This window comes from Plebeiibacterium sediminum, assembly GCF_026013605.1.
Classification (GTDB): domain Bacteria; phylum Bacteroidota; class Bacteroidia; order Bacteroidales; family Marinilabiliaceae; genus Saccharicrinis; species Saccharicrinis sediminus.
Map to the genome: position 1 here is coordinate 67,552 of NZ_JAPDPJ010000024.1, position 15,190 is coordinate 82,741.

Consider the following 15,190-nt stretch of genomic DNA (forward strand, 5'->3'; position numbering starts at 1 on the left):
AATCACTTTTTTAACTACTGCCTCTCCCCCTCCTCAATCTCAATCACCACAAGGTATCATCAAAATTTTAAAGCACTTACATCAACTGCAAGTTGTCTAATAGGCCGAATAATGAAGTTTCAAATTCCCGGTATGACCAATTATTATTTAATTGCTATATGCCGGATTAGGGTACAGAAACATATTCAAATTTGAAACTTCATTTATTGCCGTTATATTCCTTCTTTTACCATAACACTATCAACTTCTCTGGTATTACTACCTGTTGATATGCATCCTAAAAGTTTTGGTAAAAGTACAACAAAATACACTCATAGACCAATTGGTCGATTTATTTTTTTCATTTACTTCTTCATTTTCTGAAACTTTAGGCTAAACGATTAAGAATTAATTCATATTGGCTCATGTATTTTTTAAGATTTAATTTTAAAAATGAGCATATTTGTATTTTAGTTAAAAAATAAAGCCTCTGTATAATGACAATAGAAGAAGCGCAGGAAAAGGTAGATCATTGGATTAAAACCATTGGTGTTAAATATTTTAGCGAACTAACCAACATGGCTATCCTGACTGAAGAAGTTGGTGAATTGGCCAGAGTAATAGCCCGCAAATATGGAGAGCAATCTTTTAAAGAGGGTGAAAAAGAAAACCTTGCTGATGAGATGGCTGATGTGCTATGGGTATTAATATGTTTAGCAAACCAAACAGGAGTTGACCTGACTGAAGCATTGCAAAATAATTTTGATAAGAAAACAAAACGTGATCATAAAAGACACATTAACAATAAAAAGTTACAATAATGATTGAAGCAGAAAATATTTTAGAGGAATATAAAGTACCATTTCAGTTCAGTGAAGTGAAATCAAAAGTAGATGAGATCATTAATGCTAATCAGGAATTAATTGGTGAAGCTGATGTTCTGAAGCGTATTTTTAACTGCATCGACTTAACCACTTTAAAAGAAACTGATTCTGCAGATTCTGTAACTGCATTTATTCAAAAAGTTAACGAATTCGAAAAACAATATCCATCACTACCTTCTGTTGGAGGAATATGTGTATTCCCTGTTTTTGCTCCGGTATTAAAACAATATCTAAAGGTTGAAGGTGTAAATCGTGCCGTGGTTTCTGCCGGATTTCCTTCATCACAAACCTTCTTGGATTTAAAAGTGCTTGAAACAAAGAAAGCCGTGGATTTTGGAGCAAACGAAATTGATGTAGTTATTTCTGTAGGCGAATTTTTAGAAGGCAACTATGAGTTCGTTTACGAAGAAATTCGTCAATTAAAAGAAGCATGTGGTGATGCTCACTTAAAAGTGATTTTAGAAACCGGAGCTTTAAAAGAACCAGAACTCATCTGGAATGCGTCTATTATTGCTATGGATGCTGGAGCTGATTTTATTAAAACCAGTACAGGTAAAATTCCGGTAGCTGCAACGCTTGAAGCAGCTTATGTGATGTGTCAGGCTATTAAAGCCTTTACTGCAAAAAACAAGCGTAAAGTTGGTTTTAAACCTGCCGGTGGAATTTCAGAAACTGCAGAGGCAATAAACTATTATGCTATTGTTAAAGATATTTTAGGTGAAGAGTGGCTTAAAAAAGAATTATTCAGAATTGGCGCGAGTCGCTTAGCCAACAACCTTTTAAATGATATTTTGAAATTAGAAGAATCTGCCACAGAAACAATCACATTCTTCTAATTGATACTTATTAATATCTGTTTATGAGCGATATATTCAGTCGGTTTAAATCAACAGTAATACAATCTTTCTTTTATAGTTTGGGTAATTTTGCCGGAAAGTTTTCCGGCGTTTTGCTCTTGCCCATTTATTCGTTGTATTTACCAGTTGAAGTATTTGGATTATATGCGCTTTTTGAGGTTATATTTCAGGTTTTTCAGGTTTTCTCAGGCCTTGGTATTAAACTGGGACTTACACGTTGGTATTGGGACGAGGAATCCACAAAAGACAAGAAAAGCCTGTTTTTTACAACCTACTTGTTTAACCTGGTCGTTTGTATTCTGTTTAGTTATCTATTATTCATCTCATTCGATTTCTTATCAGAATATTACTTTAAAACACAGATTAACAGCAATTTTATTATACTTTTTATTAGTGGGAATTTAATAAAGTTGTTTTCTGAAGTTCCCATGTTACTCTTGAGGGTACAACACAAAGCCAAACAACACTCCGTTGTTCAAATCGCTCAGCTATTAAGTTTTGTGCTCTTTGTATTCATCTTTTTAGCATTCTTTCATCAAGGAATCGAAGGTATATTTTGGGCCAACATATTATCAGGTGCCATACAATTTATATTGGTAATACCTGTAATCATTAGAAATACCAAATTTAAATTTGAATACAAAATTCTGATTGAGATGCTTGTCTATGGCTTTCCGGTGGCACTGGGAAACATGGTAAATATTACTTTTAACTTTACTGATAAGTACTTCTTAAACCGATTTTCGAACCTTAAAGTTGTGGGTACTTTCACCCTGGCTCACAAACTATCAAACATCGTCAACCTACTAATCGTTAATTCCTTTATGAATGCCTATATGCATAATTATTTCAAAGGCATTCATGATGAAAACAACGATCGGTTTTATAGCAGGTCGTTTACTTATTTTTTATTGGCGATTACATTTTTTAGCTTGTTGCTAATTGTTTTTATTGATGAAGCTATTTTCGTATTTTCTGCCAATAACAAAGACTATTCTCAATCTGCTGTAATAGTCCCTGTACTTACTATAGGACTAATATTTGGAGGTATCAGACAAATATTAACACTTCCTATTAATAAAATTAAGAAGACAAGAATCATAGGTGTTTTGTCCATTTTATCAGGTGTTTTGAATGTTTATTTAAACTACATTCTGATTCCTGAATACAATGCTTTAGGTGCGGCTTATGCAACAGGTGTTGTGCAGGTATTCTCTTCTGTTGTACTTTTAGTTTTTGTTTTAAGAAATGTAAATATACCTTTTGAATGGAGGCGAATTAAATTAATCCTATTAAGCTTTACTTTAACTATTACTTTATTCTATTTAGTAAGCTTTAATATCTGGTTTTTAAACTTCGTTTTTAAGATCGCTGTTACTATTGTATGGGGTGTTTTTCTATATTATAGCAACTTCCTTTTACCGGAAGAGAAACAACGTATTTTTCAATTTGCAGAAAAATGGTGGAATATTAGAAAACTTAAAAATAATCTGCAGTCATTAAAAGAAAACAAGAAAAACGATTAATGAGGTTCATAAACTCATCAGGTATTTCTTAATCTTAAAATAATTAATCACCCGCCTGAATAAAGAGGTATTATAAAATCCTTTGAAGTTGTCTTCAATTGTTGTATCAAAATAATCTGAAGGACAAAATTCTACGGTATCAATGGGTGATTGATTTACCTGTGTATGATATTTTTTACTGCTTTTCATATTTGTCCCACTTCCATCTACACCTTGATTTTTTACCAAAGATGTACAAGGATAAACCGTTGGCAAATTATGCTTAAATGCAGCATAGTTAAATCGAATAGACCATGAATGGATGATGTTCTGCTGCTGTTTTAAAAGCATTATCGCCAAATCATTCCCTCCCCGATTAAATTTTTGGTGATTACTTTTATTCTTAAAGAAAGATTGAAAATCTTTTACATTCCAATCTGTTTTTTGCCAGTTTTGTTTCCATGTAGCCCAGCCCCAACTACAATTACGATGTACCAGGTAGGTGTTGTAAGTATATGTTTCCGGAATTTGAATTGCAGGAGTATATCCGGCAACAGACCATATTTCATCAGGTTTATAATAGTCTAAGGCATCATTCATATACTGAAGAAAATGAGGTGAGGTTTCCAGATCATCTTCTAAAACAATCACCCGATCATTGTTCTCAAAAACTTTTGAAACGCCATCAATAATTGACCTTGCTAATCCTTTATTTTGTTTGCTAAAAGCAAGTTCTACTTTTTTAAAACCTGTTATGTTCTTTAAATAGTTTCTAACCTTTTGAACATCTTCTTCAGCATCCTTTGATCCGGCACCGTCAGAAAAAACATACAAATCACTTTCTTTAGCAAGATTGTTATGTGCCAAAGCTTCAATGGTTTGTTTTGTATGATCCAATCTGTTATAGGTAAATAAAACTATGGGTGCCAGTGAATTCATCGTATATAATTAAAAATATCCGTTGCTTTAATTTCCTTCAGTTTATTAGTGATTAGAGTAGATATTTCCTCTTCATTTTGTACAAGTTGCATCAATGAGGCTTTCATTTTAGATTCATCAATATTTCTTATATCAAATTGATATTCATCCATATGAAAAGATTTCATCACATGTTTATACTTGTTAGCCCATCCAATCACCAAACAAGGCTTACTCAATTTTAAAGCATGAATTAATCCGTGATACCTTGCAGTAACAACAGCTTTTGAATCATCAAAAATTTGTTGAATTTCGTAAGGAGATAAATCTCTGTTAACCAGCTGCACATCTGAATGATCTACCTCTCTGTATATCTCATCACACAAGGTTTTGTCATCATTTGAATGACGAACAATGGCAACCTGCTCTCCGTTTTGTAATAGTTCATTGATCAAACCTGAAAATAAAACAACCACTTCTTGTTTTGTCTTTAGTTTGGTTAACTGCTTATTAGGAACTACAATTACAGATTTGTGATTAACTTCGTTAGCCTTTAAATCTTGCTGATCCTCACAATAAATATGATTCAAATTTATCTTTGGAGACTGAAGCACTAAATCAAAGGAATCAATCACGCCTTCCTTTCTGATTTTATCGGTATAAACTCTACACTCCGGCTCTCTGATAAATATTGCTTTGGGATAACTCAAATATTTCTTAACCAAGGGCCATATTACCAGCTTTTTCCATCCTTTAAAATCAAAAGGACCGATGGATTGAGGTAAAAACACAAAAGGGATGTTCTTTTTTCTGGCCAACTTTACAGGAAATAAGGTTGCATAGGTCCATAACGGACTTTGATTATGCGAACTGACTCCATAACCACTTATGTCCAATATTAAATCAGCTGTTGCAAAATGCGACTTGATTTCCTTTTCCGGATTACTGATGGGTTTCGGCTTTACAATCAGTTTTATAACCGGAAAAGCCATGCGCAATACTGTTCGAATATGCATATTCACAATCCGAAAATTATATTTGTCTTTATCCTCCACCTTAAGGGTTGGGAAAAGGTCAATCATTACAATCTCTGACTCCGGATATTTTGTTTTCAAGCTATCAACCAAACAAAAAAGCATGGATTGCGCTCCTTTATTAATAAAGTTTCCTCCGGTAATAAGGATTTTATGCATATAACTAATTGTATTTTCTTAATTCATCAATTGATTTCCGAACCGAACAAGCCACCTTTTCCTGTTCATCGGCATAACCATAGGCTATCATCATAATAGGGCGTTCATATCCTTTAAGACCTAAAAGCTTTGATACTTTATCATCTTTCTTTTTGTCCTCAGGCCAGTTTAACGGACAAGTACCTATCCCCATACTTTCGAGCGCGAACATTAAACTCATGGATGCCAGACTGCCATCTACATACATTAAATGACGATCAGCTAACGTAGGCGAAACATTCATTTGTCCCACCACCACAATCATAGCAGCAATTTGATTGGCAAAACCTCTTGTTCCTCCCGGTAAATCAACCAGTTTCTTTAGCAATGCAGGTTCATCTACAATTCGAAACTGAAAAGGTTGACGGTTACAGCTACTCGGAGCCAAACCTGCTAAAACAACTGCTTCATCTACTTTTGTTCTTTCCGGAATATTATTTTTATCGAAATAACGTATTGATTTACGCTGATGTGCCAAAGCTTTAAATGTTTCAAAGTAGTTTTTTCGATCAGCAAAGTTCTGGTATGGCACAAAAGGTTCTGCTGCAAGAGTTGGTTGAACCAACAATTTAAACTCTTCTTTTGCTTTCAGAATAACTGGAACACTATCTGTAACACTAAAATATTCATTCAGCACATCAAAAGCCCATTGAATCTGGGCATCAATTCCATGTTCCTTAAATACGCATGCAAGCATATCAACGGTTTCCTGAATATAATCGAGAGCAAAAACACTGCGACGTTCCTTCATCAATAAACCTTTTTCAATACGATGAATATTTCTACGTAGTAAAAACAAATTCTGTGTTTTTGTATATTTACTCTTCAGATATTGTCTTCGAGCCATCAGAAACATCTTTTTCTCATGGGCAAATGACTTTGAAAACAAAAAATATATATTCTGAAAAAATGGTACGTGAATGATGATAGGATAAATGCAGGAATACTGAATTTTTTCCTTCATTTTAATCCAGGAATGAAAAAGCTGATCCGCTAATTTCTCTGCTCCAACAATACCAAATATTTTTTTTACGATTCCCATTAATGCGTATAAAATTATTAAAGTGTAAAAGTATAAAAATTAACAGGAATATTTTTGCTGTTAAAAGACGAAGCATGTTTAACCAATTGACAATTGTTACGTAAAACAAAAAACTATTAGCTAACTGATATTCTTATTAATAAAAATTCAAACAGAACTTATATAATCATATTTTAATATGTGATTCTGAAAAGATTTTAAGAACTTGTATATTGCACCACTCAAAAATAACCCTGAATTAAATGCTATGGATCTAAAAATTGATACTCCAAATTTCCGTATTCGATTAGACAATGAGGTAGGTTACCTAAAGGTTATTGGTTATCAAAATGAAGAATCCACCATGTTTTTTTCAAATACAATTAAAGATTTACTAAAACAATATCCACATCAACGTTTTGCCTCACTTTGTGATTTACAGGAATTAATTCTTGATAAACCTAAAAATGCCAGGATTGTTAATCATACGATAAAAGAAATTGCAGATCAAATTGAATTTAAATATAACGCCATTGTTATTAGTCCTAAATTCCTGAAAATTGTAGAAGCTTTTATCTTTTCATTCTATCTTAACAATGCTAACATCAAATCAAAAATATTCTTTAACCATAAAAGTGCAATAGAATGGTTAGAAAAAAACGGTTTTCAGCTAGATGAAATTAAATCTCACCTCATAGAGAATCATGCTATTTGATAAATATTTTATCATACACCCTTTATTTTACGTTTATAATTTATAATAAATATTAATTATAAGATACACACCCCTTGTTTTGTAAGGTATAATACCTCAATATTTAAACATATATCCACACATTTCATAATATTTAAAAACCTGACATTTATCATGTTACACAAGTCTGTTTTTTTCTCTTTTAAATAACTGCATATATATTCTTCATCTTCTGCATTAACGCTTATTAACAGTTCATAATCAGCACATTTAAACAGGTATTTATAATATCCTTATATTTGCGTGCCTAATCTAATATATTATGGAATTCTTACAACTAAGCTATTTTGCACTATTCGTAATTATTTGTTTGGGCTATATTATTGGCAATGCCAAAATTAAGGGCATTTCACTTGATATATCTGCAATCATTTTCGTAGCACTGGTTTTTGGTCATTATGGAGTGGTAATGCCCCCCATTATTGAAAAAATAGGGCTAATCCTCTTTGTTTATACTATTGGTATACAGGCTGGTCCTGGATTTTTTGACTCTTTCAAAAAGCAAGGAAGAACACTGGTTGTAATGGCCTCAGTGGTTATTATCTCAGCATCTGTTTTAACTTATCTGGCTATCATTATATATGATATTGAAGTACCCGTTGCCATTGGTTTATTGACAGGAGCACTTACCAGTACACCGGGTTTGGCAGCAGCCATAGAAAGCACTGGTTCTACAGGAGTTTCTATCGGATATGGTATTGCATACCCATTTGGTGTGATTGGTGTGATTTTATTTGTACGTCTGTATCCTAAAATCACCAGAGCCAACTTAAAAAAGGCGGAACAGGATTACGAAGAATCTACTGTTGAGAGCTTCCCTGAAATCTCATTCAAACATTTTATCGTTGAAAACGAAAATGTTGCAGGTAAAACTATTGGTGAGTTAAGAGTAAGAACCATGACTCAGGGAGTTATTAGTCGCATCATGTCAAACGGTCAGCCCACTGTACCTTCTCCATCCACTAAATTAAACCAGGGAGATATTATTAAAGCTGTTGGTACTGAAGATGCACTAAAAAAAGTCAGAGTCCTTATCGGAAGAGAAACGGATCAGGTTGTTCCTCTGAAAGAAGGTTATGAAATTCAATCCATATTAGTGTCAAATACAGAGGTGGTTAATAAAACACTCCGTGAGATAAATCAATGGACATCAACCTATAATGTTACCATAACAAGAATCAGACGTTCAGGTATTGATATTACACCTTCATCAAATTTAAAACTACAGATGGGTGATAAAATAAAGGTTTCGTGTAGTAAAGACCACATGGAACTGGTTACTAAAATATTTGGTGGCAATAGCAAAAAGTTATCTGATACAAATTTCTTCCCTATTGCTACAGGAATTGTTTTAGGGTTCTTCTTAGGTAAGTTCTCCTTAAACTTCGGTAACTCATTTACCTTTTCACTGGGTTTAACCGGAGGGGTTTTAACAGTTTCAATGCTACTAAGCAGAATAGGAAAAACTGGACCTATTATATGGTCAATGACAGGTTCGGCCAACCAATTATTACGTACACTCGGTTTAATGTTTTTCCTTGCCGGTGTTGGTACAAAGGCAGGTGCGCAAATTGTTGAAACCTACAATGAATATGGATTTAACCTGTTTTTAATTGGAGGAGCTTTAACATTACTTCCTATGATATTTGGCGCCATCGTGGCTCGCGTTATCTTTAAAGTAAATGTACTTTCCATGCTGGGTGCTCTTACCGGCTCTATGACCAGTACCCCCGGACTTGCAGCAGTTGACCCTATGACAGAAACCAATGCACCTTCTATTGCTTATGCAACGGTATATCCGGTTGCCATGGTTTTATTAATTATTTGCGTTCAGATACTCGCCTCTTTAGGCTGATAGATAAAACATCATTAAAAAAGGGGCTTGCAATAATTTTGCAAGCCCCTTTTTATTATAAGCTCTTTAATAACTGATTCGCCTTAATCAAATCTTCATCAGGTAAAGAAAAGTTCAAGCGAACGTATTTAGATTTAGTTTTTTGATGATAATAATAACTCAAGGGTACACCAGCAATGCCTTTTTCTTTCATTAAGAAATGCGCAAAATCAACATCTGTTTCATCAACTTTACCATTTCTTGAAATCAGTTGATAATAGGATGATTGTGCCGGAATAAATGATATAGATGATTCTTCTAAACCATCTAATAATAAGTCTCTTTTGTGCTGATAAACTTTCGAAAGACCTTTAAAATTATTATTATTTTCTAGATAGTCCACCAAGGCCATTTGATAGGGTAATCCACTTCCCTCTCCTATTAATGATATTACCTTACGTATCGATGCCATTATTTTTGCAGAAGCCATACAATAACCAATATGCCAGTTATTTATATGAAACACTTCATTAAATGACGAAACAATAATACTTCTTTCTCTTAATTTAGGATAAAGCGAAAAACTCTGATGCATTTCTTTATCAAATACTAAATGCTCAAAGGATTCATCACTTAAAATCAATATATTAGTTCCATTGATAATCTTTTGTAAACGCAATACATCAAGTTCTGATAACGTTGATCCTGTGGGAAAATGAGGACTATTAATAATCATCATGCGGGTTTTAGGATTAACCACCTTTTGAACATCTTCCCAATTAAAACGAAACTCTGGGCCTTTTAACTCTACATAAACAACTTTGGCACCAGTAATATTAATGGCTGCATCATAACTCTTATGAGCAGGTTCAAAAATAATCACCTCATCTCCCTCTTTTAACATAGCCAGCATAATGGCAAAAATACATGGCTTAACACCATGTGTTATGGTTATTTCCTGTTCAGGATCATATCCATAATCATAATATTGCTGTGTTTTTTGAGCAATAGCACTTCTAAGTTCTAATAGCCCATACTTTGAAGAAGCTTCATTTGCATATGGTTTAATATACTTTTCCAACAAACCTGTTAATTCAGGTTGGCAACTTTCCATCGAAAAGTTTTCGGCCATATTTAATAGTCCGGCTCCTCGAGCATATTCAGCTATGGCTGAAGGCTTAGAAAGCTTTTGTATATCATCTAAAATCATAATATTAAGTTCTGATAAAATAGTTTGGTAACATCCCAATTATTAGCAACAATGCTATTCATAATACACAAAAATCTACTTCTGTTGCTAAAGTATCGATAATACAATTTACAAAGTTTTTTTAATTGTTGCTGATGAAATTGATCTTATTATAATTTTTTAAGTATTCTCCATCCCATAAATACTAGCTCTCTTATTGTATTTAAGTATAAACAAACTAACTATTTAAATAGTTCTTTTAATACTTGAAATGATTTAATATTTGAAAATCCTGAAAGGTGCATTTGATAATACTCCAATAGCTTTTCAACAAAATCAGCTCTTTCATTTCCGGATAGTTTCAGCACATCAAGATCATCAACAAGCACATCTTTTAGCTGAAGCAATAATTCTGTCTGCCAGGCATTCATAAAATTGGCATGTGCAGGCTCAGCCATTTGAAACATTCCTGTTCTTAAATCGAAATATTTGGGATGAAGCAGGTCCTCAAAATGAGGATAAAACCCAAGTGGCTTTGTTAACCTCAGTAATAAAAACAAATGAAAATTATAAATACCATTAATTGAACTATCCATTACACAGATACTATTGTGCAAAAAATCAAACAAATCATCTCCCAACTTATCCTCATGTTTTAATGCTTTGTTGAGTACCTCTGCAATAAAAAAAGCCAGACTTTGTCGTACTGGCTCAAACGGAATTTGAGAAAATGGAGTATTAACCCTGAAGTCCTTAATTCTATGAATAGTCTTTTTTTCAGAATGATAGACTTCAAGATCCATAAGCGTAAGAGGCTGAAGAAATACTGTTTTCCCCTTGCTCTTTCTGCTTCTTACCTGATTTATCATATATGACTGAAGACCAAACTTCTCTGTATATATATGAGAAATTACACTACTTTCCTGATATTTAGTATGTGTTAAAACAATCCCTCTGGTTGACTCAATCATCTGATAAATTTTATATCTGCAAAGATATAAATTACCTGAGTTCGTTTGATATTAAAAAAATCTAATCACTGATTGTTACAAACTAAGCATTGAATTAGTCATCTCATCAAAATCCTGATAATCAATATTGGCAATAGGTACAAATAAATCATTATCAGGTGAAGAATTCTCATTAAACTCAAGCGCTATTTCATTGGCTTCAACACCCATCATTTTTGCTGTTGTTTTAAGTGCTACGCCTTTATAAATCCATGACTTGGCTCCCATGACTTCATATATATCACATGACTTACCTAAAAAGCTTTCCTTCCCTAACTTATGTCCATTGAGGGCACTCATGATATCGTCTTCAAGTTTCTTTGCATCTGCTTCAGACATATTTTCAGTCATTTGTTTACCCACATCATAAATTTCAAGCGTTCCTTTTTGTCCGGTGTTTTCAATTAAATCCACACTCCAAAAGTGATCACCATCTGTAATAGTAACAGTATGTTCCTTCTCAGCTTTGTTTATTCCTAAAACATTTACTTCTGTAACAGAAACGATTTCTTCACGGGTTTTTTCCCCATAGTTATCCCAGTACAAAAGTTTGGTTCCTTTAATATTACCGGTTAATTCATACTTAATAAATCCTGATTTTACTGCGTAGTGTCTGGAATCCTGATGTTGAGCAGAAATCACTTGCGTAAACATAAGAATAGCAAGTACATAAAACATCTTATTCATCATAGTTTAAAATTTAAATTAAAGTTGGCTAAAAATAATCTTATAATATTTATCGGGCAATATTGACATTTAAACATTTTTACCATATGGTATGATTATTCATATATTTTTAAGTATCAGTCTTAAAATCCTAACTTTATCTTATGCAACTACATAGGTAATCCTATATTATATGACATTTGTCTTTTTGTAAGTGATAATGTATTGTTAACTATGCCCTTTAAAAGGAATTAGATTAAATATTATATGGTAGGGATTTTTAAGAGATTTTCGGCAGCATTTTGGACTGCTAACTTTGCTGAATTACTGGAACGTGCAGCATACTATGGCGTTTTTATTGTTATTACGCTTTATTTATCACGCATATTAGCATTTTCAGATATTGAAGCTGCTTCTATTGCAGGGGTATTTTCAGGTTTACTTTATTTTTTACCCACATTTGCTGGTGCTTATGCTGATAAAATAGGATTTAAAAAATCCTTATTGATTGCATTTACCTTTTTAACGCTCGGTTATTTAGGTTTAGGTTTACTACCTACTTTTATTGAAAACTCTGGATTAGCTGAATATGGTAAAGAAACTACATTTAGCGGATTGCAAGAAAGTAATTTCAAGTATGCCATATTACCAGTGATGTCGCTTATTATTATTGGTGGTAGTTTTATTAAATCTGTGATAACGGGAACGGTATCATTAGAAACCAGTACTGAAAACAGGGCAACCGGATTCTCTATATTTTATACCATTGTAAATATTGGTGCCTTTTCTGGTAAAACAGTTGTAAAACCCTTACGCGACGCTATGGGTAACGTAGGTTTAATTGATATCAGTTTTTTCTCAGCAGTTATGACAGCTTTGGCACTAGTTGCTGTTTTCTTCTTTTTTAAACCGTCAACACAACAACGCGAGGGCAAATCATTTAGCGAAATATGGGCTGCTTTTATTAAAGTATTAACCAACGTTCGTTTAATTGTACTAATCGTTATTATTACAGGATTCTGGATGGTACAACATCAGCTTTATGCTACCATGCCTAAATATGTATTACGTATGGCTGGCGAAAGTGCTTCTCCTAGCTGGTATGCCAACGTTAATCCTTTGGTAGTATTTTTAACTGTAGGATTTATCACTTCTTTAATGAAAAGAAGAAGTGCTTTATTTTCAATGACTGTGGGAATGTTTATTATGCCAGTTTCAGCATTTTGTATGGCTGCCGGCAATATGTTTCATGGCGACATGAATATAATTGGCTTGCACCCTATTGCTTTTATGATGATTGTTGGTATTGCATTTCAAGGATTGGCAGAGTCTTTTATATCGCCACGATTTTTAGAGTATTTTTCATTTCAGGCTCCCAAAGGCGAAGAAGGTTTGTATTTAGGTTTTAGTCACCTACACTCCTTTTTATCTAGTATCTTTGGATTTATTATGTCGGGAGTACTCTTGGATAAATATTGTCCGGACCCATTAAAATTTGGAGGAAGAACAGCTGAGTGGCATGAAGCAAGTGCCAATGCTCATTACATTTGGTATTACTTTGGAGCTATTGCATTATTATCGGCAATTTCTCTGGTAATTTATGGAAAAGTGGCAAAATCGAAAGAATAGTATTATCTTAAATAGCTAAAATCACTCACACAACCCTAAAAAGCCGGAAAACATCCCACCGTTTTCCGGCTTTTATTTTTTTACCCCCTCATATTTCAGGCTATCTTACTCATTATCTTCTGCAAACCACTCCGCAAAAGAGTTTGCAGTTTCATTTAATCGTAAACTATGTAGCTTCACTTCTTTGGGCAATCTTGATGAAATACGTTCAGCCATTTCAACTATCATATTTTCGCATGTTGGCTGGTAATCCGTTAACACCACACGCTCTCCCATTTGTGGAATATTGGTAAACTCCTGGTGTTCGGCATTCTTGTTGATCACAACACAATGATCCAAACGATCCACCACTTCTTCATTAACAATAGCCTTTAGCTGGCCAAAGTCCATAACCATACCATATTTCGGACTATTACTATCATTATTGGGACTACCAATAACTGTAACTCTTAATATATAAGAGTGCCCATGAAAATGTTTACACAAACCATCGTAGTTCCACAAGGCATGGGCCATTTCAAATCGGAACTCTTTCGTTAATCTTATTTTATGCATATTACCATACAAGTGATTAGAGGCTTAAACAACAGAAAGTATCTGTACATTCCATTATCTAATAGCCATAAAAAAACACACCTTAAACATTTACATGTAGTAAAAGTTTAAGGTGCATATATGTTTTGTAAATAAATTACAGCTTAACAGTACATTTGCTTACACAGTCTACAATATTCTGTAAACTATTATGCTTTAATGAATAATAGGTATTTTTTCCTTCACGCTGAGAATTCAAAACTCCTTTATCTTTTAAAATACCTAAATGATGAGAAGTTGTGGACTGCTCAATATCCAATAGCTTATGAATTTCAGTAACTGTTAATCGCTTACCTTCTTCCAAATGACTTAAAATAGCAATCCTCATTGGGTGCGCAATCGCTTTAAGCATACTGGCAGCACGCTCCAGTTGCTCAGAATCTAAATCTTTAATCTTCATTTTTGTAACAAATTCTTTCATAGTAGATCAATCTAGTTGATTGATAAAATCATAACAAATGCAAATATATAAATATGTTGCGAGAAAGTAAACTCATATTAACATTATTTATATATTTAGATGTTATCAATACGTATTTAAAGGCAATCACTTTTAAAAGTTTAGCCAATAACAGGTTTTAATAGAACAAACAACTAAGAGCAAAATATGTGTTTTGTTAGATTACATATTTTTTATAAATTATAATTTGATACTTTTGATACTATAAAACCCATGAATACTTTCCTTTACACTAACAATTAAAACAACAGACTTATCTATATATAAACCCATTAACATCTATTACTAATTAAGAGTAAAATACAATAATTATTTTCATCTAATACTTAATAATTAAATATAAAATATTATATTTGTTTTCTATTACACACAACTATTAGCATATATAAACCAAATTTAACACAATAATTAATCATGAGAGTATCATATTTTAACCCAAAACTTAAACAAACTATATCTTATAATAAGACTCAAAACTTCACTTTAAATTTCCTAAAATCTTAATCCAATTACATTAAAGATAGTTATTAACAAAGAGTCATACTTAATCTACTTTAATCTAGCTAGTTAATCCTTAATAACATCATAAGTCATTAGTTATCAACAGTGAATGTGAATAAATATTGATATTTATTCGTTCTTAATTGCAAGGATATTA

General features: G+C 32.9%; 14 protein-coding genes. 6 read left to right on the forward strand and 8 right to left on the reverse strand.

Going from position 1 to position 15,190, the window contains the following annotated elements:
- The first annotated feature begins 476 nt into the window (after nucleotides 1–476).
- Genes OM075_RS11725 through OM075_RS11735 form a run of 3 tightly spaced genes read left to right on the forward strand, consistent with a single transcriptional unit; the run spans nucleotide 477 to nucleotide 3,246 of the window.
- Nucleotides 477–800 carry a nucleotide pyrophosphohydrolase gene (locus OM075_RS11725; protein ID WP_301190707.1) on the forward strand — a complete coding sequence of 108 codons (324 nt, stop codon included), beginning with the start codon at nucleotides 477–479 and terminating at the stop codon, nucleotides 798–800.
- The gene (deoC, locus tag OM075_RS11730; RefSeq protein ID WP_301190708.1) at nucleotides 800–1,699 is read left to right on the forward strand and encodes a deoxyribose-phosphate aldolase; all 900 of its coding nucleotides are present in this window, start codon (nucleotides 800–802) and stop codon (nucleotides 1,697–1,699) included. The genes OM075_RS11725 and deoC overlap by 1 nt, the downstream gene beginning before the upstream one ends.
- A gap of 23 nt (nucleotides 1,700–1,722) precedes the next feature.
- Nucleotides 1,723–3,246: a lipopolysaccharide biosynthesis protein gene (locus tag OM075_RS11735; protein ID WP_301190709.1), complete on the forward strand. Its 1,524-nt coding sequence runs from the start codon at nucleotides 1,723–1,725 to the stop codon at nucleotides 3,244–3,246.
- 6 nt (nucleotides 3,247–3,252) lie between these two features.
- Here OM075_RS11735 and OM075_RS11740 read toward each other — a convergent pair whose 3' ends face one another.
- The 3 genes from OM075_RS11740 to OM075_RS11750 are packed head-to-tail and all read right to left on the reverse strand — an operon-like array spanning nucleotide 3,253 to nucleotide 6,417.
- A complete protein-coding gene (locus tag OM075_RS11740; protein WP_301190710.1) occupies nucleotides 3,253–4,164 on the reverse strand; it encodes a glycosyltransferase in 912 nt (303 codons plus the stop codon).
- Nucleotides 4,161–5,336, reverse strand: a complete 1,176-nt coding sequence (locus OM075_RS11745) for a polysaccharide pyruvyl transferase family protein (RefSeq protein WP_301190711.1) — start codon at nucleotides 5,334–5,336, stop codon at nucleotides 4,161–4,163. Before OM075_RS11745 ends, OM075_RS11740 begins: the two co-directional genes overlap by 4 nt.
- 4 nt (nucleotides 5,337–5,340) lie before the next feature.
- On the reverse strand, nucleotides 5,341–6,417 hold the full coding sequence (locus OM075_RS11750; RefSeq protein WP_301190712.1) for a nitroreductase family protein: 1,077 nt from the start codon (nucleotides 6,415–6,417) through the stop codon (nucleotides 5,341–5,343).
- 247 nt (nucleotides 6,418–6,664) lie between these two features.
- Here OM075_RS11750 and OM075_RS11755 point away from each other — a divergent pair, with 247 nt between their 5' ends.
- Nucleotides 6,665–7,111, forward strand: coding sequence for a hypothetical protein (locus OM075_RS11755; protein ID WP_301190713.1), 447 nt, complete (start codon nucleotides 6,665–6,667; stop codon nucleotides 7,109–7,111).
- A 301-nt stretch (nucleotides 7,112–7,412) separates the two neighbouring features.
- Nucleotides 7,413–9,005, forward strand: a complete 1,593-nt coding sequence (locus tag OM075_RS11760) for an aspartate:alanine exchanger family transporter (RefSeq protein ID WP_301190714.1) — start codon at nucleotides 7,413–7,415, stop codon at nucleotides 9,003–9,005.
- A 55-nt stretch (nucleotides 9,006–9,060) separates the two neighbouring features.
- Here OM075_RS11760 and OM075_RS11765 read toward each other — a convergent pair whose 3' ends face one another.
- The 3 genes from OM075_RS11765 to OM075_RS11775 all read right to left on the reverse strand — a co-directional run bounded on the left by OM075_RS11765 (nucleotide 9,061) and on the right by OM075_RS11775 (nucleotide 11,873).
- Nucleotides 9,061–10,194, reverse strand: a complete 1,134-nt coding sequence (locus OM075_RS11765; protein ID WP_301190715.1) for an aminotransferase class I/II-fold pyridoxal phosphate-dependent enzyme — start codon at nucleotides 10,192–10,194, stop codon at nucleotides 9,061–9,063.
- Between the two features lie 221 nt (nucleotides 10,195–10,415).
- On the reverse strand, nucleotides 10,416–11,144 hold the full coding sequence (gene recO / locus OM075_RS11770) for a DNA repair protein RecO (protein ID WP_301190716.1): 729 nt from the start codon (nucleotides 11,142–11,144) through the stop codon (nucleotides 10,416–10,418).
- Between the two features lie 75 nt (nucleotides 11,145–11,219).
- Nucleotides 11,220–11,873 (reverse strand): hypothetical protein, encoded by a 654-nt coding sequence (locus tag OM075_RS11775; RefSeq protein WP_301190717.1) that lies wholly within the window; start codon nucleotides 11,871–11,873, stop codon nucleotides 11,220–11,222.
- A gap of 243 nt (nucleotides 11,874–12,116) precedes the next feature.
- On the opposite strand from OM075_RS11775, the gene OM075_RS11780 reads away from it, so the two are divergent.
- Nucleotides 12,117–13,478, forward strand: a complete 1,362-nt coding sequence (locus tag OM075_RS11780; RefSeq protein ID WP_301190718.1) for an MFS transporter — start codon at nucleotides 12,117–12,119, stop codon at nucleotides 13,476–13,478.
- Between the two features lie 105 nt (nucleotides 13,479–13,583).
- On the opposite strand, the gene OM075_RS11785 is transcribed toward OM075_RS11780, so the two are convergent.
- Nucleotides 13,584–14,033 carry a 6-pyruvoyl trahydropterin synthase family protein gene (locus tag OM075_RS11785; RefSeq protein WP_301190719.1) on the reverse strand — a complete coding sequence of 150 codons (450 nt, stop codon included), beginning with the start codon at nucleotides 14,031–14,033 and terminating at the stop codon, nucleotides 13,584–13,586.
- A 136-nt stretch (nucleotides 14,034–14,169) separates the two neighbouring features.
- Complete coding sequence (locus tag OM075_RS11790) at nucleotides 14,170–14,493, reverse strand: ArsR/SmtB family transcription factor (protein ID WP_301190720.1); 324 nt, start codon at nucleotides 14,491–14,493, stop codon at nucleotides 14,170–14,172.
- Nucleotides 14,494–15,190 lie beyond the last annotated feature (697 nt).